A 19092-nucleotide genomic window follows, 5' to 3' on the forward strand; every position below is an offset into this window, starting at 1 on the left:
AGCGCCACATGCAAACGGCCCGCTCACGCGGGCCGTTTCGTTTGCCGCGCCGGCCGGGCCGCAGGGGTCAGGCCAGCGCCAGGTCGCCGGGCTGGACGGCCTCGGCCGGGGCCGGGACCTGTTCGCCGGCCGCCTGCCGCACCGGTGCGAAGCTGCGGCGGTGGTGTACGCAGGGGCCGTGGCTGGCCAGCGCCGCCAGGTGCGCGGGGGTGGCGTAGCCCTTGTGCTCGTGGAAGCCGTAGACCGGGAATTCCTCGTGCAGCTGGCACATCAGCCGGTCGCGGCTGACCTTGGCCAGGATCGAGGCGGCCATGATCGCCGGCTCCAGAGCGTCGCCGCCGACGATCGCCTCGGCCATGCACGGCAGCGAGCGCGGCAGCATGTTGCCGTCGATCCGCGCCAGCTGGGCGTGTTCGCCCAGCGCCAGCACGCAGCGGCGCATGCCCTCCAGGGTCGCCTGCAGGATGTTCAGGCGGTCGATCTCCTCGACCGGGACCAGCTCCACGTGCCAGGCCAGGGCGCGCTCGACGATGCGCGGGTACAGGTCCTCGCGCTGGGCGTGGCTGAGCTTCTTGGAATCGTCCAGGCCGCGGATGCGCCGGCGCGGATCCAGCACCACCGCGGCCACCGCCACCGGGCCGGCCAGCGGGCCGCGCCCGGCCTCGTCCACGCCGGCCACGCGCAGCTGCCTGCGGTCGATCGGGAACAGCCCGCCGTCGGCCCCCTCGGGCATGAAGCTGCGGGCCACGCGCAGGGCGCGCCGGCTCATGCCGCGCCCCCGTGGCCGCCGAGCAGCTCGGCGATGGCGTCGGCCGCCGAGGCCGAGGCATCGCGGCGCAATTCCCGGTGCAGGCGTTCGTACTCCGGCAGCAGCGCCTGGATCGCGTCCGGCTGGTTGAACCACTGCAGCACCGCCGCCGCCAGCGCGTCGGGGGTGCAGTCGTCCTGCATCAGTTCCGGGGCCAGGTCCTTGCCCGCCAGCACGTTGGGCAGGGCGTAGCGCTCGACCTTGAGCAGGCCCAGCGCCTTGACGATGCGGTAGGTCAGCGGCGAGACGCGATAGCCGACCACCATTGGCCGCTTGGACAGCATGGCCTCCAGGGTGGCGGTGCCGGAGGCCAGCAGGACCACGTCGGCGGCGGCGAGCACGTCTCGCGCGCGGCCGTCGAACAGGTGGGTGTGGCTGGAGCGCAGCGGCGAGCGCCGCAGCTGCTGCTGGAGCAGTTCGCGGCCGGCGGCGTTGGCGGCCGGGATCGCCACGTGCAGCGGCTTGAGCACCTCGCTGACCTGCCAGGCCGCGCGCAGGAAGGTGTCGCCCAGGCGGCCGATCTCCCCGAGGCGGCTGCCCGGCAGCACCGCCAGTACCGGCGCGTCCACTGGCAGGCCCAGGCGCGCGCGGGCGCCGGCACGGTCCGGGTGCAGCGGCATGGTGTCGGCCATCGGGTGGCCGACGAAGCGCGCGTCCACGCCATGGCGGGCGTAGATCGCCGGCTCCATCGGGAACAGGCACAGCACGCGGTCGGCGCTGGCGCCGATCTTCCCGGCGCGCTTCTCGCGCCAGGCCCAGACCGAGGGGCTGACGTAGTGCACGGCCGGTACGCCGCGCTGGCGGAACCAGCGCTCCAGGCCGAGGTTGAAGTCCGGGGCGTCGATGCCCACGACCACGTCCGGGCCCCAGGCCAGGCCGCGGCTGCGCAGCTCGCCACGCAGCTTCAGCAGCCGCGGCAGGTGGCGCAGCACCTCGGCCAGGCCCATCACCGCCAGCTCGCTGGCGTCGTACCAGGTCTCCACGCCGGCGCGGCGCATGGCGTCGCCGCCGATCCCGGCGAACCTGGCGTCCGGGTAGCGCCGGCGCAGGGCCTCGACCAGGCCGGCGCCGAGGCCGTCGCCGGAGGCTTCGCCGGCGACCAGCAGGATCCGCGGGGCCAGGCCGCCGCGGGTGCGGACTGCGGGGGCGGGCGCGGGCATGGCCATCAGCGCAGCAGGGGACGCTCGCCGCCGTCGATGAACTCAAGCAGCTGGCGCACGTCGTCGCTGGCCTGGGCCTGCACGCCGAGCTGCTCGCGGGCCTCGGCCAGCGGCAGCCCGGCCACGTACAGGGTGCGGTAGGCGCGCTTGATCGCGGCGATGCGCTCGGGCGCGAAGCCACGGCGCTTGAGGCCCTCGCTGTTGATGCCGCGCGGGCGCCCCAGCGAGTTGCCGCCGACCATGGTGAACGGCGGCACGTCGCCGTTGACCAGCGCGCCCATGCCGAGGAAGGCGTGGTCGCCGATGCGGCAGAACTGGTGGGCACCGGCGAAGCCGCTGATGATCACCCAGTCGCCCACGGTGACGTGGCCGGCCAGGGTGGTGTTGTTGGAGAACACGCAGTTGTTGCCGACGATGCAGTCGTGGGCGACGTGGCTGTAGGCCAGCAGCCAGTTGTCGTTGCCGATGCGGGTGACGCCGCCGCCGCCGCCGGTGCCGCGGTTGACGGTGACGAACTCGCGGAACACGTTGCGGTCGCCGATCACCAGCTCGGTGCGCTCGCCGGCGAACTTCTTGTCCTGCGGTTCGCCGCCGATCGCGCAATGGCCGATGAAGCGGTTCTCGCGGCCGATCCGGGTGGGCCCGGTGAAGCTGCAGTGCGGGCCGATCTGGCAGCCGTCGCCGATTTCGACCTCCGGGCCGATCACGGTGTAGGCGCCGACGCTGACGCCCTCGCCCAGGCGGGCGGAGGGATCGATCACGGCGGTGGGATGGATCCGGGCCTTGTCGTTCATGGAAGTTTCCTGGTCACTCGCGGGTGCCGGCGCACAGCACCTCGGCGCATGCGACTACCTCGCCGTCGACCTTGGCTTCGCCGTAGTACATGGCCATGTTGCGGATCACGCGCTTGACGCACACGTGCAGCTCCAGCACGTCGCCGGGCACCACCTGCTTGCTGAAGCGGGCGTTCTCGACCTTGACCATGTAGAACAGCTTGGACTGCGCGTCGCGGCCCATGGACAGCTGGGTCAGCACGCCGCCGGCCTGGGCCAGGGCCTCGATGATCAGCACGCCGGGCATGATCGGCTGGCCCGGGAAGTGGCCCTGGAAGTAGGGCTCGTTGATCGAGACGTTCTTGCGGCAGACGATGCGCTTGCCCTCGATGTCCAGCTCGTCGACCCGGTCGACCAGGAGGAACGGATAGCGGTGCGGAATCAGCGTCCGGATGGTGGTGACGTCGATGGGCAACTGCACGGTTTCGTTCATTCGGGGCTTCCCTGGGAGGAGGCGATGACGCGGCGCGCCAGCGCGTCCAGTTGCTTGAACCGGGCGGCGTTCTTCCGCCAGGTGCGGTTGTCGGTTAGCGGGGTGCCGGAGGAGTACTCGCCCGGCTCGCGAATGGAATGGGTGACCAGCGACATGGCCGTGACCAGCACCTTGTCGGCCACCTCGAGGTGGCCGAGGATGCCGGCGCCGCCGCCGACCAGGCAATAGCGGCCGATCTTCGCGCTGCCGGCCGCGGCCGAGCAGCCGGCCATGGCGGTGTGCGCGCCGATGCGCACGTTGTGGCCGATCTGGACCAGGTTGTCGATGCGCACGTCCTCCTCGAGGACGGTGTCGTCCAGCGCGCCGCGGTCGATGCAGCTGTTGGCGCCGATCTCGCAGTCGTCGCCGACCACCACGCCGCCCAGCTGCGGCACGTTGACCCAGTGGCCGGCGTCCATGGCCAGGCCGAAGCCGGCCGCGCCCAGCACCGCGCCGGGGAGGATGCGCACGCGCTTGCCCAGGCGCACGCGGGTGTACAGCGTGACCCGGGCCTGCAGCTCGCAGCCTTCGCCCAGTTCGCAGTCGTCGCCGATGACGCAGCCGGGGCCGACCACGCAGCCGGCGGCGACCTTCGACCGGGCGCCGATGGAGACGAACGGGCCGATATGCGCGTCCGGCGAGACCTCGGCGGTCGGATCGACCACCGCGCTGGGATGGATGCCGGGCGCGCGCGCCGGCACCCGTTCGAACAGGGCGGAGATGCGGGCGAAGGCCACGTACGGGTCGCGCGCGATCAGCGCGGTGCCGCGCACGTCCCCGGCGTCCTCGGCGCGCACCACCACCACCGCGGCGGCGGTGGTGGCGAGCTGGCCGCGGTAGCGCGGGTTGGCGAGGAAGGCCAGCTGGCCGGGGCCGGCGCTGGCGAGGGTGGCGACGCCGCGCACGGGCGTGGCGCCGTCGCCCTGCAGCTGCAGCGAGAAGCGCTCGGCCAGGGCGGCGGCGGTGAATTCGGGATGGTCCATGGCGCGCATTCTAGCGTCCCCGGCAAGTGCCCCGGCTCCACCCGGGCTCAGCGCCGCGACAGCAGCACCAGCAGCGCGCCGGTGCCGCCCTGGGCCGGCGGCGCGGAATGGAAGGCCAGCACCTCGCCGCGCTGGCGCAGCAGGCGGTCGACCAGGTTCTTCAGCACCGGCACGCCGCCGGCGCCGCCCTTGCCGTGGACGATGCGCACGCAGCCGAAGCCGGCGTCCAGCGATTCGGCCAGGAAGCGCGCCACCAGCATCTCCGCCTCCAGCGCGCTGGCGCCGTGCAGGTCCAGTTCGTCCTGGGCGGCGAACTGGCCGCGGCGCAGGCGTTGCCAGTCGCGCGCGTTGACCCGCTCGCGGCGGAACGCGCTGGCATCGCCGCGCAACAGCACCGCATCCGGCGACCCGGCGAGCAGTCCGGCCATGCCGCGCGCGTCGCCGCCGTCGTCCTCGCGGCGCACGGCCGGACGCGGCCGCGGCCGTTCCGGCGGCGGCGCGGCGTCGGTCCGCAGCGGGTCCACCTTGCCGACCGCGGCGCGGAACAGGGCGGCATCGTCTTCATCCTCGTGCATTGGCGAAGGGTAGCGCAGCCGCACTGCGAACCGCTGCCGGGCGACGGGCGCGACGCTTCCGGTATCATCGGGTCGTTTTCGAGGAAGCCCATGCGCGTACTGGTTAGCAACGACGATGGCGTCGATGCCCCCGGCATCCACGCCCTGGCCCAGGGGCTGCGCGACGCGGGGCACGAGGTCTATGTGGTGGCGCCCGACCGCGACCGGTCCGGCGCGAGCAATTCGCTCACCCTGGACCTGCCGATCCGGGTCAAGCGGCTGGACCACTACACCTGCTCGGTGGCCGGTACGCCGACCGACTGCGTGCACCTGGCCCTGACCGGCATGTTCGAGTTCGAGCCGGACATCGTGGTCTCCGGGATCAACAACACCGCCAACCTGGGCGACGACGTCATCTATTCCGGCACCGTGTCGGCGGCGATGGAAGGCCGCTTCCTCGGCCTGCCGGCGGTGGCGGTGTCGCTGGACACGCGCAACCACGAGGCGAAGCACTACGAGACCGCGGCGCGCGCGGCGGTGGAGATCGTGGCGCGGCTGAAGGCCGACCCGCTGCCAGCCGACACCATCCTCAACGTCAACGTGCCGGACCTGGCCTGGGACGCGCTGCGCGGCTTCGAGGTCACCCGCCTGGGCAACCGCCACCGCGCCGAGGCCTGCGTGGCCCAGCCCGATCCGCGCGGCCGCACCGTGTACTGGATCGGCCCGGCCGGCCCGGAACAGGACGCCGGCCCCGGCACCGACTTCCACGCCGTGCGCACCGGGCACATCTCGATCACCCCGATCCACGTCGACCTGACCCGCTACCAGGCGCTGGAGAAGGTCGCCGGCTGGGTCGGCGGCCTGACCGCGGCGCTGGCAGGCAACGACCCGGAGGCCTCGGCGTGACCCCGCGCCTGCGCCTGCAGCCGGAGGCCGTCGGGGTCGGCATGACCTCCCAGCGCGTGCGCGACCGCCTGGTCCAGCGCCTGCGCGAGGGCGGCGCCAACGGCGGCATCACCGACGAGAACGTGCTCAACGCGGTGCGCGTGGTGCCGCGCCACCTGTTCGTGGACGAGGCCCTGGCCAGCCGCGCCTACGAGGACACCGCGCTGCCGATCGGCCACGGCCAGACCATCTCCCAGCCCTGGGTGGTGGCGCGCATGACCGAGGCGATCCTGGCGGCGCAGCCGAAGAGGGTGCTGGAGATCGGTACCGGTTCCGGCTACCAGGCGGCGATCCTGGCCGCGCTGGGGCTGGAGGTGTACACGGTCGAGCGCATCGGCGAACTGCTGCGGCAGGCGCGCCGGCGCTTCCGCGCCCTGGGCCTGAACGTGCGCAGCAAGCACGATGACGGCCGGGTGGGCTGGGCCGAGCACGGCCCGTACGATGCGATCCTGGTCACCGCTGCCGCCCCGGCCCTGGTCCAGGCGCTGCTGGAGCAGCTGGCGGTAGGCGGCGTCCTGGTGGCGCCGGTGGGTGGCGCCTCGGCGCAGTCGCTGCTGCGGCTGGCCAAGCGGCCGGATGGATCGATCGAAGAACAGACGCTGGCGCCGGTGGTGTTCGTGCCGCTGCTGGCAGGAACCCTGGACTGAGCGCATGCAGGTATTCGGCCCCCTCTACGACCGCGCCCTGAGCTGGGCCGCCCATCCCCGCGCCCCGACCTACCTGACCGTCCTCAGCTTCATCGAGGCCATCTTCTTCCCGGTGATGCCGGAGGTGATGCTGGCGCCGATGTGCGTGGCCCAGCCGAAGCGGGGCTGGCGGTTCGCCAGCCTGAGCCTGGCCGGCTCGATGGCCGGCGCCATGGTCGGCTACGCCCTGGGCCACTTCGCCTTCGAGGCGGTCAAGCCGCTGCTGGAATGGATGGGCATGCTCTCGAAGATCGAGGAGGGCATCGCCACGATCCAGGCGAAGATGGTGGAGTCGCCCTGGGCGGTGTTCTGGTTCCTGGTGCTGGGCGGGTTCATGCCGATCCCGATGAAGGTCTTCACGTGGGCCTCGGGTATCGTCGGGGTGCCGTTGCTGCCGTATTTCCTGAGCATGCTGGTCGGGCGCGGCAAGCGCGTGTACCTGCTGGCGGCGGCGATCCGCTTCGGCGGCGCGCGCGCGGCCGAGGCGCTGCGGCGCTGGATCGAGCCGCTGGGGTGGGTCGCGACCGCGCTGGTCGCCGCCGCGGTGGCCGTGCTTGTGTGGAGGGCGAAGTTCGCATGAAACCCGAGGGTCTGACCCCGTTCGCGCGCCTGCTGGCCGCGCTGGTGCTGCTGGCCATGCTGGCTGCCTGCGCCAAGAGCACCGTGGTGCGCACGCCCCAGTCCGGAGGCACGAGCGCCGGGCAGGCCGCGGCCTCCTCGAAGGGCCAGCCCGGCAAGTCGGTGGTGGTCCAGCGCGGGGACACGCTTTATTCCATCGCCCGCCGCCACAACACCACGGTGGCGGACATGGCGCGCTGGAACAACCTGGCCCCGCCGTACACCATCTACCCGGGCCAGCGCCTGGCCCTGGGCGCCGGCAGCGGCAGCAGCAAGCCTGCCGCCTCCGGCACCACCGCCAGCAGCGGCGGGACGCGGACGCAGGCCCAGGCCCCGGCCGCCTCCACCGGCACCTCCGGCGCGCAGCGGCCGGCCGCGGCCCCGGTGGCCAGTGGCATCCGCTGGCAGTGGCCGGCGCAGGGCGTGGTCATCGCCACCTTCGTCGAGGGCAATGCCACCCGCCAGGGCATCGACATCGCCGGCAGCAGCGGCCAGGCGGTCAATGCCGCCGCCGACGGCGTGGTGGTGTATTCCGGCGCCGGCCTGGTCGGCTATGGCGAGCTGATCATCGTCAAGCACAACGAGCAGTGGCTGTCGGCCTACGGCCACAACCGCAAGCGCCTGGTGGCCGAAGGCCAGGCGGTGAAGGCCGGGCAGCAGATCGCGGAAATGGGCCGTACCGGCACCGACCGGGACAAGCTGCATTTCGAGATCCGCTACAACGGCAAGCCGGTCGATCCGCAGCTGTACCTGCCGAAGAGGTAACCGGCGCAGCTGGCACGCAGGGGCGGATCCCCAGCCCGGCGCCTGCATGCGCCGGGCGTCCGGTCCGCGCGCGATCCTGGCGGATCGCAAGCGCGCGCCCCGGACCCGCTACAACGGAAAACCCGTGGATCCGCTTCTCTACCTGCCGAAGAAGTAACCGGCGCAGCTGGCACGCAGGGGGCGGATCCCCAGCCCGGCGCCTGCATGCGCCGGGCGTCCGGTCCGCGCGCGATCCTGGCGGATCGCAAGCGCGCGCCCCGGACCCGCTACAACGGCAAGCCGGTCGATCCGCAGCTGTACCTGCCGAAGAGGTAACCGGCGCAGCTGGCACGCAGGGGGCGGATCCCCAGCCCGGCGCCTGCATGCGCCGGGCGTCCGGTCCGCGCGCGATCCTGGCGGATCGCAAGCGCGCGCCCCGGACCCGCTACAACGGAAAACCCGTGGATCCGCTTCTCTACCTGCCGAAGAAGCAACACGCGCAGCTGGCACGCAGGGGCGGATCCCCGGCCCGGCAGGCTCCGTCGTCCCGGCGAAAGCCGGGACCCAGTGGCTTCAGGGGGGCGCAGGACGAGGCTTGGGTGGGCTGAAAGCCAGGCGCACTGCGTCCCGGATCCGGCCTCGTGTGATCCGTCGCGGGCCGTTCGTGCCCGCCAGCCGCGTGCGCCCGGTTCAGCCCAGCAGCATGGCCACCACCACGCGGCGGCCCTCGCCGGCCAGCACGTTGTAGGTGCGGGCGGCGGCGGCGTTGTCCATGGCCTCGATGCCGATGCCGCGGGTCAGGCAGGCGGCCAGGGCCGCGGCCGGGGGAAAGACCTGGCGTGCGCCGGTGCCCAGCACCACCAGTTCCGGCTCCAGGGCCAGCAGGGGCGCGAGGTGGGCCGGCTCCAGGGCGGCGGCCGAGGCCGGGGCGTCCCAGTCCTCCAGCAGGCGGTCCGGGGCGATGGCGAAGCTGCGGGTCAGCACCTGGTCGTTCACGCGGGCGCTGGTGGCGTCGGCCCCGCGCAGGACGAACCCGTAATCCGGGCGTTCGTGGCTCAGCTGCATGGACGGCTCCTGGCGCCGCTTACGCGCGCGGCAGCACGATCGCGGGCGCTTCCTTCGACGGGCGGTACAGCGTGACGGTATGCCCGATGCGCTGCACCAGGGCGGCCCCGGTCTGGCCGGCCAGCTCGGCGATCATCGCGTCGCGGGCCTCGCGGTCCTCGGCGCCGACCTTCACCTTGACCAGCTCGTGCCGCTCCAGGACCTGGTCCAGCTCGGCCACCAGGGCCGGGGTGATGCCCTTGCCGCCCACCTGCATCAGGGCCTTGAGGCTGTGGGCCTGGCCACGGAGGAAACGGGTCTGGGCAGGGGTAAGGGCAACGGACATGCGGATGCGGAGGGGCTTGCGGGCGGATCAGGGTATCATGGCGACCCGTCACGCCGCGGGCAGCGCGCCCGGCTTCCCATCGCATGTCACGCAGCTCCCGCAGCAAGAGCAGCCACCGCTGGCTCCGCGAGCACTTCTCCGATCCCTACGTGAAGAAGGCCCAGGCCGAGGGCCTGCGTTCGCGCGCCGCCTACAAGCTCGAGGAGCTGCTGGAGCGCGACCGCCTGCTGCGGCCGGGCATGGTCGTGGTCGACCTCGGCGCCGCCCCGGGCGGCTGGTCGCAGTACGTGCGCCAGGCCCTGGGCGACAGCGGCCGGGTCGTGGCCCTGGACATCCTGGAGATGCCGCCCCTGGCCGGGGTCGAGTTCCTTCATGGGGATTTCAGGGAGGATGCCGTCTTATCCCAGCTGGAGACGCTGCTGGACGGCCAGCCCGTGGATCTTGTCCTTTCGGACATGGCCCCCAATATGAGTGGCGTGGACGCGGTCGACCAGCCGCGGGCCATGTACCTGGCCGAGCTGGCGCTGGACTTCGCCGACAACCACCTGCGCCCCGGCGGCGCCTTCCTGATCAAGCTGTTCCAGGGAGTCGGGTTCGACGAGTACGTGCGCCAGCTGCGGCGCCGCTACGCCAAGGTGGCGATCCGCAAGCCGGCGGCCTCGCGCAAGCGTTCGCCGGAAGTCTATGCCCTCGGCCAGGGCAAGCTGGCACAGATGAAGTAAGCTGGCCCGGACGCCGGCGGCAATTTTTCAGGACATGCAGGAAAGAACGGGACACCGGAGCCGATGAGGATGAACGACTTGACCAAGAATCTGCTGCTTTGGGTGGTCGTCGCCGTCGTGCTGATGGTGGTCTTCCAGAGCCTTTCGCCGCGCGGCGGCGGCACCGTGGCCGCGGGCGAGACCCCCAGCTACACCCGCTTCCTGCAGGACGTGGACGCCGGCCGCATCCGCTCGGTGGTGTTCACCGACGAGAGCACCTTCACCGCCAACGCCATCCGCTACCGCCGCACCGACGGCACCGAGGGCCAGGTGGTCGGGCCGATGGACGGCAAGCTGATCGACCAGCTGGTCAGCAAGAACGTGGACATCGTGCGCGAGAAGCCGTCCACCGGACCGGGCTTCTGGGGCATCGTGCTGAACTTCCTGCCGGTGCTGCTGCTGATCGGCTTCTGGATCTTCATGATGCGGCAGATGCAGGGCGGCGGAGGCGGAGCCAAGGGCGCCATGTCCTTCGGCAAGTCGCGCGCCAAGCTGCAGGGCGAGGACCAGGTCAAGGTCACCTTCGCCGACGTGGCCGGCTGCGACGAGGCCAAGGAGGAGGTCGCCGAGCTGGTCGAGTTCCTGCGCGATCCGTCCAAGTTCCAGCGCCTGGGCGGCAAGATCCCGCGCGGCGTGCTGATGGTCGGCCCGCCGGGCACCGGCAAGACGCTGCTGGCCAAGGCCATCGCCGGCGAGGCCAAGGTGCCGTTCTTCTCCATTTCCGGCTCGGACTTCGTGGAGATGTTCGTGGGCGTGGGCGCCAGCCGCGTGCGTGACATGTTCGAGCAGGCCAAGAAGCACGCCCCCTGCATCATCTTCATCGACGAGATCGACGCGGTCGGCCGGCACCGCGGCGCCGGCCTGGGCGGCGGCCACGACGAGCGCGAGCAGACCCTCAACCAGCTGCTGGTGGAGATGGACGGCTTCGAGGGCGGCGAGGGCGTGATCGTCATCGCCGCGACCAACCGCCCCGACGTGCTCGACCCGGCGCTGCTGCGCCCGGGCCGCTTCGACCGCCAGGTGGTGGTCGGCCTGCCGGACGTGAAGGGCCGCGAGCAGATCCTCAAGGTGCACATGCGCAAGCTGCCGCTGGCCGACGACGTCGAGCCGCTGGTGATCGCGCGCGGCACCCCGGGCTTCTCCGGCGCCGACCTGGCCAACCTGTGCAACGAGGCGGCCCTGTTCGCCGCGCGCGAGAACGCCAAGGAAGTGCGCATGGACCACTTCGACCGCGCGCGCGACAAGATCCTGATGGGCGCCGAGCGCCGCTCGATGGCCATGAGCGAGGAAGAGAAGCGCCTGACCGCGTACCACGAGGCCGGCCACGCCATCGTCGGCCGCCTGGTGCCCGAGCACGACCCGGTCTACAAGGTCACCATCATCCCGCGCGGCCGCGCCCTGGGCGTGACCATGTACCTGCCCGAGGGCGACCGCTACTCGATGAACCGCGTGGCGATCGAGTCGCAGCTGTGCTCGCTGTACGGCGGGCGCGTGGCCGAGGAGCTGATCTTCGGCGAGGACAAGGTCACCACCGGCGCCTCCAACGACATCGAGCGTGCGACCAAGATGGCGCGCAACATGGTCACCAAGTGGGGCCTGAGCGACGAGATGGGCCCGATCGCCTACGGCGAGGAGGAGGACGAGGTGTTCCTCGGCCGCTCGGTGACCCAGCACAAGAACGTGTCCGACGAGACCGCGCGCAAGATCGACGAGGTCGTGCGCTCGATCCTGGACAAGGCCTACGCGCGGACCAGGAAGATCCTCAGCGAGAACATCGACAAGCTGCACGCGATGTCGCAGGCCCTGCTGCAGTACGAGACCATCGACGCGCCGCAGATCGACGCGATCATGGAAGGCCGCGAGCCGCCGCCGCCGGCCGGTTGGAGCCGCTCGGGCAAGGATGGCGGCGACAAGGGCGGCGATCCGCGTCCGCTGCCGCCGGTCGGCGGCCCGGCGACCCAGACCTGAGGCATGGCCGGGATTCCGCCCGAGCCGCGTCGCGACCCGGCCGGGGCGGAAAAGCCCCGGCCGAGCTATTACGTCCGCAACCCGTGGCGCAACGTCGGCGCCGGCGCCTTCGCCGGGGCCTCGACCGTGCTCTCCGTGACCACCCTGTTCTACGCGCTGGGCCGGCTGCCACTGGTGCTGGTCGGCGCCAGCCTGGTGGTCGCGGCATTGGCCTTCGGCTTCGGCCTGTACGCGCGGCGCCGCGCCGCCCGGGTCGACGCCGCGATCTTCGGCGACGACCGCTAGGCGGCGCGCCGCACCAGGGGACATCGCCATGTTCGACACATCGCCCCGGCTGGACTGCGCCGGACGCATCCTGTCCCTCGACCGTACCCGGGTCATGGGCATCGTCAACGTCACCCCGGACTCGTTCTCCGACGGCGGCGCGCACGCCGATGCCGCCTCGGCCATCGCCCACGGCCTGCGCCTGGTCGAGGAGGGCGCCGACCTGCTGGACGTGGGTGGCGAGTCCACCCGTCCCGGTTCGGAAGGCGTTTCCGTCGAGGAGGAGCTGCGCCGGGTGATCCCGGTGATCGAGGGCCTGGCCGCGCGCACCGGCGTGCCGATCAGCATCGACACCTCCAAGCCGGAGGTGATGCGCGCGGCGGTGGCCGCCGGCGCCGGCATGATCAACGACATCTGCGCGCTGGAGCGCGAGGGCGCGCTGGACGCGGCCGCGGCGCTGGGCGTTCCGGTGGTGCTGATGCACATGCGCGGCGAGCCGCGCTCGATGCAGGAAGCGCCGCACTACGACGACGTGGTCGCCGAGGTCCACCGCTACCTGGCCGACCGCATCTTCGCCGCCGAGCTGGCCGGCATCCCGCGCGCGCGCCTGGTGGTCGACCCGGGCTTCGGCTTCGGCAAGGACGACGGCCACAACCTGGCCCTGCTGGCGCAGCTGGAACGCTTCACCAGCCTGGGCGTGCCGGTGCTGGCGGGCATCTCGCGCAAGCGCACCATTGGCGCGCTGACCGGGCGCCAGGTCCCGGCCGAGCGCGTGGCCGGCTCGGTCGCCGCGCACCTGGTCGCGGCCCAGCGCGGCGCGCGCATCGTGCGCGTGCACGACGTGGCCGCCACGGTCGACGCGCTGAAGGTGTGGGAGGCGGTGGCCGCGGTGCCGGCCCCGCGCAAGGATCCGGCGCCGGCGGGGATCCGCTGGCCGGACGAGGACTGACCCGGGCGATGCCTGCCGACACCCGGCCCCTGGCGATCGCGGTGATGGGCCCGACCGCCTCGGGCAAGACCGCGTTCGCGGTCGAGCTGGCGCGGCGCCTGGACGGGGAGATCGTCAGCGTCGACTCGGCCCTGGTCTATCGCGGCCTGGACATCGGCGCGGCCAAGCCGGACGCGGCCGAGCGCGCCGGCGTGCCGCACCACCTGATCGACGTGCGCGAGCCGTGGCAGCCGTATTCGGCGGCCGAGTTCGCCGAGGACGCGCGCGCCGCGGTGCTCGGCATCGCCGCGCGCGGGCGCCTGCCGGTGCTGGCCGGCGGCACCGGCCTGTACTTCCAGGCCCTGCTGCGCGGACTGGCGGCGATGCCGCCGGCCGACCCGCAGGTGCGCGCCGCGATCGCGGCCGAGGCCGAGGCGCGTGGCTGGCCGGCACTGCATGCCGAACTGGCCGCGGTCGACCCGCATGCCGGCGCGCGCATCCGTCCCGGCGACGCCCAGCGCATCCAGCGCGCGCTGGAGGTGTACCGGGTCAGCGGCCGGCCGATCAGCGCCTGGCAGCGCGACCCGCCGCCGCCGCGGCTGCCGTTGAAGGTGCTGAAGCTGGTGCTGGCCCCGGACAGCCGTGCCGAACTGCACGCGCGCATCGCCGCACGCTTCGATGCGATGCTGGCCGCCGGCTTCCTCGACGAGGTGCGGCGCCTGCGCGCGCTGCCGCGGCTGCGCGACCACCCGGCGCCGCTGGACCTGCCGGCGCTGCGCGCCGTGGGCTACCGCCAGGCCTGGGAATTCCTGGACGGGCAGGGCGATGCCGCCGGCTTCCGCGACCGCGCGATCTTCGCCACCCGGCAGCTGGCCAAGCGCCAGCTGACCTGGCTGCGCGGCGAGCTGGACACGCTCTGGTTCGACCCCCGCCAGGACCCGTCACGCCTGCGCGCGACGGTGGCGCGGTTCACCGGCCGCGACTGGCCGGACGCCGGCACCCCGCTTGTGTAACATGCCCCCTGGACCCGGGGAGGTCCACGGAACCACCACCCACAACAACAAAAAGGAATAAGGGGGAGCCAGATGTCCAAGGGGCAGTCACTGCAGGACCCGTTCCTGAACGCCTTGCGCCGCGAGCGCGTTCCGGTCTCGGTCTACCTGGTCAACGGGATCAAGCTGCAGGGTACGATCGAATCCTTCGACCAGTTCGTGGTGCTGTTGCGCAGCACCGTGAGCCAGATGGTCTACAAGCACGCCATTTCCACCGTGGTTCCGTCGCGCAACGTCCGGGTTGGCCCCGGCGGCGGATACGTGCAGCAGCCGGCCGAGGGTGGAGAGGACGGCGACGAGGGCGCATGAGCGCCCGGGAGCATTGATTGTTCGAACGATCCCGCAAGGGTGAACACGCGCTGCTGATCCAGCCCCACGCGGGCGGGGCGGCGCCCGAGGACGTGCTGGAGGAGTTCGCCGACCTCGCCCGCTCGGCCGGCGCGAGCATCGCGGCCACGCTGACCGCGCGCATCGACCGGCCCAACCCGGCGACCCTGATCGGCAGCGGCAAGCTCGAGGAGGTCAAGGCCGCGGCCGAGGCCACCGGCGCCGACCTGATCCTGGTCAACCACCAGCTGACCCCGGTGCAGGAGCGCAACCTCGAGCGCGCCCTGCAGCGCCGGGTGGTGGACCGCACCGGCCTGATCCTGGACATCTTCGCCCAGCGCGCGCGCAGCCACGAGGGCAAGCTGCAGGTCGAGCTGGCCCAGCTCAAGCACATGGCCACCCGCCTGGTGCGCGGCTGGACCCACCTGGAGCGCCAGCGCGGCGGCTCGATCGGCCTGCGCGGCCCCGGCGAAACCCAGCTGGAAACCGACCGCCGCCTGCTGCAGAAGCGCCTGGAGCAGTTGCAGAAGCGGCTGGACAAGGTCGAGGTGCAGCACGCGCAGATGCGCCGCGCCCGCGTGCGCAGCGAACTGCCGCGGGTGGCCCTGGTCGGCTACACCAACGCCGGCAAGTCGACCCTGTTCAACACCCTGACCGGCGCCGGCGCCTACGCCGCCGACCAGCTGTTCGCGACCCTGGACCCGACCGTGCGCCGCATCTCCCTGCCCGGCGGCAGCGTCGTGCTGGCCGACACCGTCGGCTTCGTCCGCGACCTGCCGCACGAACTGGTGGCCGCGTTCCGCTCGACCCTGTCGGAGGCACGCGAGGCCGACCTGCTGCTGCACGTGGTCGACGCCGCCGACCCGCACCGCGAGGACCGCATCGCCCAGGTCGACGCGGTCCTGGCCGAGGTCGGCGCCGGCGAGCTGCCGCAGCTGCTGGTGTTCAACAAGATCGACCGGATCGAAGGCGCGCAGCCGCGCCACGACCACGCCTCCTCCGCTGCCGACGAACCCGGGCACCGCGAGCGGGTGTGGATCTCCGCGCGCGACGGCCTGGGCCTGGACCTGCTGCAGGACGCCCTGGCCCGGCGCCTGGACCTGCAGCGCGCCGCCGGCGAATTGCGCCTGCCGCCGTCCGCCGGGCGCCTGCGTTCGCACCTGCACGCGCTGGGCGCGGTCCGCGGCGAGCACGCCGACGAGCACGGCTGGCTGCTGCAGGTGGACCTGCCGCGCGGCGAGGCCGAGCGCCTGGCCGCGCGCGCCGACGGCGCGCCGCTGCGCGCGCTGCTGCCGGAGCCGGCGCGCGAGGAATGGGAGACGGACGGGCGCTGAGCGCCCGGCGGCGCCCGGCCCGTCCGGACGGGCGTCCGCCTGCGACTTGCTAGAATCGGACGGCGACCTGCCTGGCGGTCCCCCACCGCCACAGGGCCCCTCATCTCGGAGCGTTCATGGTCTGGAATACACCCGGCAAGGGTGGGGACTCCCCCGACAACAACCGCCGCAACCCCTGGCCCCCGCGCCGCCCCTCCGGTGGCGGCAACGGCCTGGGTGGCGGCTTTGACCGGCTGCGCGACCTGTTCGGAGGCGCCGGCGGTGGCATCGGCCGCTGGATCCTGCTGGCCGTGGCCCTGCTGGTGGTGCTGACCAGCTTCCAGCTGGTGGGCGAGCAGCAGCGCGGCGTGGTCCTGCGCTTCGGCCAGTTCGCGCGGGTCATGCAGCCCGGCCCGAACCTCAAGTGGCCGTGGCCGATCGAGCGCGTGGTCAAGGTCAACGCGACCCAGATCAAGACCTTCAGCAACACCGTGCCGGTGCTGACCCGCGACGAGAACATCGTCAACGTGGCCATGAACGTGCAGTACCGGGTCGGCGACCCGCGCCTGTACCTGTTCGGCTCGCGCGACGCCGACCGGGTGCTGGAGCAGGTGGCGCAGAGCGTGGTCCGCGAGCAGGTCGGCCGCGCCACCCTGGACACCGTGCTCGGCGCCCGCGGCCCGCTGTCGGTGAGCGCCGCCGAGCAGCTGCAGGCCTCGCTGGACGCCTACCGCACCGGCCTGGTGGTGACCGAACTCAACCTGCAGGACGCGCGTCCGCCGGAGGAGGTCAAGCCGGCGTTCGACGAGGTCAACAGCGCCCAGCAGATCAAGGACCAGCTGATCAACGAGGCGCGTGCCTACGCCGCGCGCGTGGTGCCCGAGGCGCGCGGCGAGGCGGCCCGCCGCCGCACCGTGGCCGAGGGCTACAAGGCGGCCAAGATCGCCCAGGCCGAGGGCGACGTGGCCCGCTTCTCGCTGCTGCGCGAGGAGTACCGCAGCGCGCCGGAGGTGACCCGCAAGCGCCTGTGGCTGGAGACCGTGCAGGACGTGCTGTCGCGCAACCGCAAGGTGGTCGGCGGCGACAGCCGCCAGCTGATCTACGTGCCGATGCCGGGGGCCAACGCCGCCAGCCAGCCGCAGGCGGGCACCGCTGCGCCGGCGCCGGCCGGCGAGGCCTTGCTGCCGGTGATCGAAAGCAGTCCCGACAACCTGCGCGACGGGACCCGTGACGGGACCCGCACCGGGCGCGGGGAGGTGAGCCGATGAAATATCCCCTGTGGATCGCGCTGGCGGTGGCCGGCCTGCTGGGCCTGATGGGCTCGGTGTTCGTGGTGCGCGAGGACCAGGTCGGCCTGGTCCTGAACCTGGGCCGGGTGGCCCGTACCGACATCGGCCCGGGCCTGCACTTCAAGGTGCCGCTGGTCGAGACCGCGCGCGTGTTCGACCGCCGCTTCAGCCTGATCGACTTCTCCCCGGAGCGCTACCTGACCTCCGAGCGCAAGGACGTCAGCGTCGACTTCGTGGCCGTTGGCTACATCGACGACGTGCGCGCGTTCTACCGCGCCACCGGCGGCGACGAGAGCGCCGCCGCCGACCGCCTGGCGCCGATCATCAAGGACTCGCTGCGCAACGAGATCAACGCCCGTACCCTGACCCAGCTGGTGTCCGGCGACCGCAGCGGGGTCATCCAGCGCCAGCTGGAGGGCATCAACCGCGGCGCCCTGACCCTGGGCATGCGCATCGTCGACATCCGCCTCAAGCAGATCGACCTGCCCACCGATTCGGACGTGATCAAGCAGGTCTACGACCGCATGCGCGCCGAGCGCAAGCAGGTGGCCAGCGCGCTGCGCGCCGAGGGCGAGGAGCAGGCGCGCACCGTGCGCGCGCAGGCCGACCGCGACCAGGCGGTGATCGTGGCCGAGGCCGAGCGCGACGCGCAGCGCCTGCGCGGCGAGGGCGATGCCGAGGCGGCGCGCCTGTACGCGCAGGCGGCGGCGGCCGATCCGGCGTTCTACGCCTTCTACCGCAGCCTGGAGGCCTACCGCCGCGCGTTCGCCGACGGCCAGGGCGTGGTGGTGCTGGACCGCAACGACCCGTTCCTGCAGTACCTCAAGAGCGATCGTTGATGCTGGAAACGCTGGTCCCGGCGCTGTGCCTGGCCGCCGTGCTCGAAGGGCTGTTCCTGTTCGCCGCGCCGCGCGCGTGGCGGCAGGCGATGCTGCGGCTGCTGCAACGGCCGGACGACGCGCTGCGGCGCTTCGGCCTGGGCGTGCTGCTGGTGGCCGTGGCGGTGCTGTGGCTGGTACGGCAGGCCTGAGGGCCCTCGATGGTCCATGACGCGGGCGCCACGGGGCGCCCGCGTCGTTTCCGGGGATGCGCTCAGCGCCAGTCGATCTGGCCGCGCACCACGCTGGCCACCTGGCCGCCGGACCAGACCTGGCCGTCGCCGTCGACGTACATGTCCAGGCGCGCGTCGTAGCCGACCTCGCGGCCCTGGCTGACGGTATAGCGGCCGCCGCTGCCGGGTAGGGCGTCGCGCAGCGCCAGCCATGCGGCCAGGGTGGCGTTGGCCGCGCCGGACGCGGCGTCCTCGAAGATCGCCGGGCCGCCGACGAAGGCGCGCGCGGCGACCTGGTAGTCGCGCCCGGCGCAGCGGGCGAAGGCCAGCACGCCCATGCTGTCGGTGGCACGGGCCAGGCCGGCGATCGCGTCCCAGTCCGGCTGCGCGTTGCGCAGGCTGGCCTCGTCGCGGGCCTCGGCCACCCACCAGCGGCGGCCGCCGTCCATCAGCGCCGGCGGCAGTTCGCCGGGGGGCAGCCAGTCCAGCGCCTCGAGCATGCGCGAGGCGCGCGCGTCGGCCACTTCCACCAGGTGCGCGCGCGGGGTGCGGATGGCGATGCGGCGTACGCCGCCGGATTCCTCCACCCGCAACGGCAGCAGCCCGGCCACCCCCTCCTGCAGCAGCAGGCCATCCGCGTCCGGCCTGGCCAGCCCGGCCTCCAGCACCGCGTGCGCGGTGCCTACGCTGGGATGGCCGGCGAACGGCACCTCGCGCTTCGGGCTGAACATGCGCAGCGCATAGCTGGCGCCGGGCTGGGTCGGCGGGAACACGAAGGTGGTTTCCGGCAGCCGCGTCCAGCGCGCGATGGCCTGCATTGCCGCGTCGTCCAGGCCGGTGGCGTCCAGCACCACCGCCAGCGGGTTGCCGGCGCCAGGCCGGTCGGCGAACACGTCCACCTGGACGAAGGGGCGCAGGGGCATCGGGGAACCTCGGGGGTGGGCAG

23 protein-coding genes are annotated in these 19092 nt (G+C 72.8%); 14 read left to right on the forward strand and 9 right to left on the reverse strand.

Annotation, left to right across the window (positions count from 1 at the left end):
• Positions 1-67: 67 nt before the first annotated feature.
• From EIM47_RS06900 to EIM47_RS06925, 6 genes are read right to left on the reverse strand one after another with little or no spacing between them, the layout of a single operon-like run.
• Complete coding sequence (locus tag EIM47_RS06900; protein ID WP_232211041.1) at positions 68-733, reverse strand: ribonuclease HII; 666 nt, start codon at positions 731-733, stop codon at positions 68-70.
• 32 nt (positions 734-765) lie between these two features.
• The gene (gene lpxB / locus EIM47_RS06905; RefSeq protein ID WP_125076519.1) at positions 766-1974 is read right to left on the reverse strand and encodes a lipid-A-disaccharide synthase; all 1209 of its coding nucleotides are present in this window, start codon (positions 1972-1974) and stop codon (positions 766-768) included.
• A complete protein-coding gene (gene lpxA / locus EIM47_RS06910; protein WP_019399862.1) occupies positions 1974-2762 on the reverse strand; it encodes an acyl-ACP--UDP-N-acetylglucosamine O-acyltransferase in 789 nt (262 codons plus the stop codon). Before lpxA ends, lpxB begins: the two co-directional genes overlap by 1 nt.
• Positions 2763-2775: 13 nt before the next feature.
• Complete coding sequence (fabZ, locus tag EIM47_RS06915; RefSeq protein WP_125076520.1) at positions 2776-3234, reverse strand: 3-hydroxyacyl-ACP dehydratase FabZ; 459 nt, start codon at positions 3232-3234, stop codon at positions 2776-2778.
• Positions 3231-4256: a UDP-3-O-(3-hydroxymyristoyl)glucosamine N-acyltransferase gene (lpxD, locus tag EIM47_RS06920; RefSeq protein WP_026010778.1), complete on the reverse strand. Its 1026-nt coding sequence runs from the start codon at positions 4254-4256 to the stop codon at positions 3231-3233. Before lpxD ends, fabZ begins: the two co-directional genes overlap by 4 nt.
• A gap of 47 nt (positions 4257-4303) precedes the next feature.
• Entirely contained in the window at positions 4304-4831 is a 528-nt protein-coding gene (locus tag EIM47_RS06925) for a Smr/MutS family protein (RefSeq protein ID WP_019399865.1), read from the reverse strand.
• A gap of 90 nt (positions 4832-4921) precedes the next feature.
• On the opposite strand from EIM47_RS06925, the gene surE reads away from it, so the two are divergent.
• The 4 genes from surE to EIM47_RS06945 are packed head-to-tail and all read left to right on the forward strand — an operon-like array spanning position 4922 to position 7824.
• The gene (gene surE, locus EIM47_RS06930) at positions 4922-5716 is read left to right on the forward strand and encodes a 5'/3'-nucleotidase SurE (RefSeq protein ID WP_019399866.1); all 795 of its coding nucleotides are present in this window, start codon (positions 4922-4924) and stop codon (positions 5714-5716) included.
• Positions 5713-6402: a protein-L-isoaspartate(D-aspartate) O-methyltransferase gene (locus EIM47_RS06935; RefSeq protein ID WP_019399867.1), complete on the forward strand. Its 690-nt coding sequence runs from the start codon at positions 5713-5715 to the stop codon at positions 6400-6402. Before surE ends, EIM47_RS06935 begins: the two co-directional genes overlap by 4 nt.
• Before the next feature lie 4 nt (positions 6403-6406).
• Positions 6407-7021 (forward strand): YqaA family protein, encoded by a 615-nt coding sequence (locus tag EIM47_RS06940; RefSeq protein ID WP_019399868.1) that lies wholly within the window; start codon positions 6407-6409, stop codon positions 7019-7021.
• Between the two features lie 56 nt (positions 7022-7077).
• Positions 7078-7824 carry a peptidoglycan DD-metalloendopeptidase family protein gene (locus tag EIM47_RS06945; protein ID WP_232211040.1) on the forward strand — a complete coding sequence of 249 codons (747 nt, stop codon included), beginning with the start codon at positions 7078-7080 and terminating at the stop codon, positions 7822-7824.
• A gap of 669 nt (positions 7825-8493) precedes the next feature.
• Here the strand turns inward: EIM47_RS06945 and EIM47_RS06950 are convergent.
• Together EIM47_RS06950 and yhbY are read right to left on the reverse strand one after the other, a co-directional pair.
• Positions 8494-8868 (reverse strand): Mth938-like domain-containing protein, encoded by a 375-nt coding sequence (locus tag EIM47_RS06950; RefSeq protein WP_019399870.1) that lies wholly within the window; start codon positions 8866-8868, stop codon positions 8494-8496.
• Between the two features lie 19 nt (positions 8869-8887).
• A complete protein-coding gene (gene yhbY / locus EIM47_RS06955; RefSeq protein WP_028915862.1) occupies positions 8888-9193 on the reverse strand; it encodes a ribosome assembly RNA-binding protein YhbY in 306 nt (101 codons plus the stop codon).
• An 83-nt stretch (positions 9194-9276) separates the two neighbouring features.
• On the opposite strand from yhbY, the gene rlmE reads away from it, so the two are divergent.
• The 10 genes from rlmE to EIM47_RS07005 all read left to right on the forward strand — a co-directional run bounded on the left by rlmE (position 9277) and on the right by EIM47_RS07005 (position 18125).
• The gene (gene rlmE, locus EIM47_RS06960; protein WP_019399872.1) at positions 9277-9915 is read left to right on the forward strand and encodes a 23S rRNA (uridine(2552)-2'-O)-methyltransferase RlmE; all 639 of its coding nucleotides are present in this window, start codon (positions 9277-9279) and stop codon (positions 9913-9915) included.
• Between the two features lie 69 nt (positions 9916-9984).
• Entirely contained in the window at positions 9985-11922 is a 1938-nt protein-coding gene (ftsH, locus tag EIM47_RS06965) for an ATP-dependent zinc metalloprotease FtsH (protein ID WP_164514561.1), read from the forward strand.
• A 3-nt stretch (positions 11923-11925) separates the two neighbouring features.
• The gene (locus EIM47_RS06970) at positions 11926-12207 is read left to right on the forward strand and encodes a hypothetical protein (RefSeq protein WP_019399874.1); all 282 of its coding nucleotides are present in this window, start codon (positions 11926-11928) and stop codon (positions 12205-12207) included.
• Positions 12208-12235: 28 nt separating this feature from the next.
• Entirely contained in the window at positions 12236-13135 is a 900-nt protein-coding gene (folP, locus tag EIM47_RS06975) for a dihydropteroate synthase (protein WP_125076522.1), read from the forward strand.
• 8 nt (positions 13136-13143) lie between these two features.
• Positions 13144-14127, forward strand: a complete 984-nt coding sequence (gene miaA / locus EIM47_RS06980; protein ID WP_028915858.1) for a tRNA (adenosine(37)-N6)-dimethylallyltransferase MiaA — start codon at positions 13144-13146, stop codon at positions 14125-14127.
• 72 nt (positions 14128-14199) lie between these two features.
• A complete protein-coding gene (hfq, locus tag EIM47_RS06985) occupies positions 14200-14475 on the forward strand; it encodes an RNA chaperone Hfq (RefSeq protein ID WP_019398774.1) in 276 nt (91 codons plus the stop codon).
• A gap of 17 nt (positions 14476-14492) precedes the next feature.
• On the forward strand, positions 14493-15827 hold the full coding sequence (hflX, locus tag EIM47_RS06990; protein ID WP_125076523.1) for a ribosome rescue GTPase HflX: 1335 nt from the start codon (positions 14493-14495) through the stop codon (positions 15825-15827).
• A 116-nt stretch (positions 15828-15943) separates the two neighbouring features.
• Entirely contained in the window at positions 15944-17074 is a 1131-nt protein-coding gene (gene hflK, locus EIM47_RS06995; protein ID WP_019398776.1) for an FtsH protease activity modulator HflK, read from the forward strand.
• Complete coding sequence (hflC, locus tag EIM47_RS07000) at positions 17071-17934, forward strand: protease modulator HflC (RefSeq protein ID WP_125076524.1); 864 nt, start codon at positions 17071-17073, stop codon at positions 17932-17934. The genes hflK and hflC overlap by 4 nt, the downstream gene beginning before the upstream one ends.
• The gene (locus tag EIM47_RS07005) at positions 17934-18125 is read left to right on the forward strand and encodes a DUF2065 family protein (RefSeq protein WP_232211035.1); all 192 of its coding nucleotides are present in this window, start codon (positions 17934-17936) and stop codon (positions 18123-18125) included. Before hflC ends, EIM47_RS07005 begins: the two co-directional genes overlap by 1 nt.
• Before the next feature lie 62 nt (positions 18126-18187).
• On the opposite strand, the gene EIM47_RS07010 is transcribed toward EIM47_RS07005, so the two are convergent.
• Entirely contained in the window at positions 18188-19069 is an 882-nt protein-coding gene (locus EIM47_RS07010) for a PhzF family phenazine biosynthesis protein (protein ID WP_125076525.1), read from the reverse strand.
• Positions 19070-19092: the final 23 nt, after the last annotated feature.

The sequence above is a fragment of the Pseudoxanthomonas sp. SGT-18 genome, assembly GCF_003931645.1.
Taxonomy (GTDB): Bacteria; Pseudomonadota; Gammaproteobacteria; order Xanthomonadales; family Xanthomonadaceae; genus Pseudoxanthomonas.

What these genes read in the sequence shown, in the direction of transcription:
- EIM47_RS06925 (WP_019399865.1), bottom strand. Translation starts at nt 4,831, where the DNA reads ATGCACGAGGATGAAGACGATGCCGCCCTGTTCCGCGCCGCGGTCGGC.
- hflC (WP_125076524.1), top strand. Translation starts at nt 17,071, where the DNA reads ATGAAATATCCCCTGTGGATCGCGCTGGCGGTGGCCGGCCTGCTGGGC.
- EIM47_RS06970 (WP_019399874.1), top strand. Translation starts at nt 11,926, where the DNA reads ATGGCCGGGATTCCGCCCGAGCCGCGTCGCGACCCGGCCGGGGCGGAA.
- lpxB (WP_125076519.1), bottom strand. Translation starts at nt 1,974, where the DNA reads ATGGCCATGCCCGCGCCCGCCCCCGCAGTCCGCACCCGCGGCGGCCTG.
- EIM47_RS06900 (WP_232211041.1), bottom strand. Translation starts at nt 733, where the DNA reads ATGCCCGAGGGGGCCGACGGCGGGCTGTTCCCGATCGACCGCAGGCAG.
- EIM47_RS07010 (WP_125076525.1), bottom strand. Translation starts at nt 19,069, where the DNA reads ATGCCCCTGCGCCCCTTCGTCCAGGTGGACGTGTTCGCCGACCGGCCT.
- folP (WP_125076522.1), top strand. Translation starts at nt 12,236, where the DNA reads ATGTTCGACACATCGCCCCGGCTGGACTGCGCCGGACGCATCCTGTCC.
- fabZ (WP_125076520.1), bottom strand. Translation starts at nt 3,234, where the DNA reads ATGAACGAAACCGTGCAGTTGCCCATCGACGTCACCACCATCCGGACG.
- lpxD (WP_026010778.1), bottom strand. Translation starts at nt 4,256, where the DNA reads ATGGACCATCCCGAATTCACCGCCGCCGCCCTGGCCGAGCGCTTCTCG.
- miaA (WP_028915858.1), top strand. Translation starts at nt 13,144, where the DNA reads ATGCCTGCCGACACCCGGCCCCTGGCGATCGCGGTGATGGGCCCGACC.
- hfq (WP_019398774.1), top strand. Translation starts at nt 14,200, where the DNA reads ATGTCCAAGGGGCAGTCACTGCAGGACCCGTTCCTGAACGCCTTGCGC.
- rlmE (WP_019399872.1), top strand. Translation starts at nt 9,277, where the DNA reads ATGTCACGCAGCTCCCGCAGCAAGAGCAGCCACCGCTGGCTCCGCGAG.
- lpxA (WP_019399862.1), bottom strand. Translation starts at nt 2,762, where the DNA reads ATGAACGACAAGGCCCGGATCCATCCCACCGCCGTGATCGATCCCTCC.
- EIM47_RS06940 (WP_019399868.1), top strand. Translation starts at nt 6,407, where the DNA reads ATGCAGGTATTCGGCCCCCTCTACGACCGCGCCCTGAGCTGGGCCGCC.
- yhbY (WP_028915862.1), bottom strand. Translation starts at nt 9,193, where the DNA reads ATGTCCGTTGCCCTTACCCCTGCCCAGACCCGTTTCCTCCGTGGCCAG.
- EIM47_RS07005 (WP_232211035.1), top strand. Translation starts at nt 17,934, where the DNA reads ATGCTGGAAACGCTGGTCCCGGCGCTGTGCCTGGCCGCCGTGCTCGAA.
- hflK (WP_019398776.1), top strand. Translation starts at nt 15,944, where the DNA reads ATGGTCTGGAATACACCCGGCAAGGGTGGGGACTCCCCCGACAACAAC.
- ftsH (WP_164514561.1), top strand. Translation starts at nt 9,985, where the DNA reads ATGAACGACTTGACCAAGAATCTGCTGCTTTGGGTGGTCGTCGCCGTC.
- EIM47_RS06950 (WP_019399870.1), bottom strand. Translation starts at nt 8,868, where the DNA reads ATGCAGCTGAGCCACGAACGCCCGGATTACGGGTTCGTCCTGCGCGGG.
- EIM47_RS06945 (WP_232211040.1), top strand. Translation starts at nt 7,078, where the DNA reads ATGCTGGCTGCCTGCGCCAAGAGCACCGTGGTGCGCACGCCCCAGTCC.
- surE (WP_019399866.1), top strand. Translation starts at nt 4,922, where the DNA reads ATGCGCGTACTGGTTAGCAACGACGATGGCGTCGATGCCCCCGGCATC.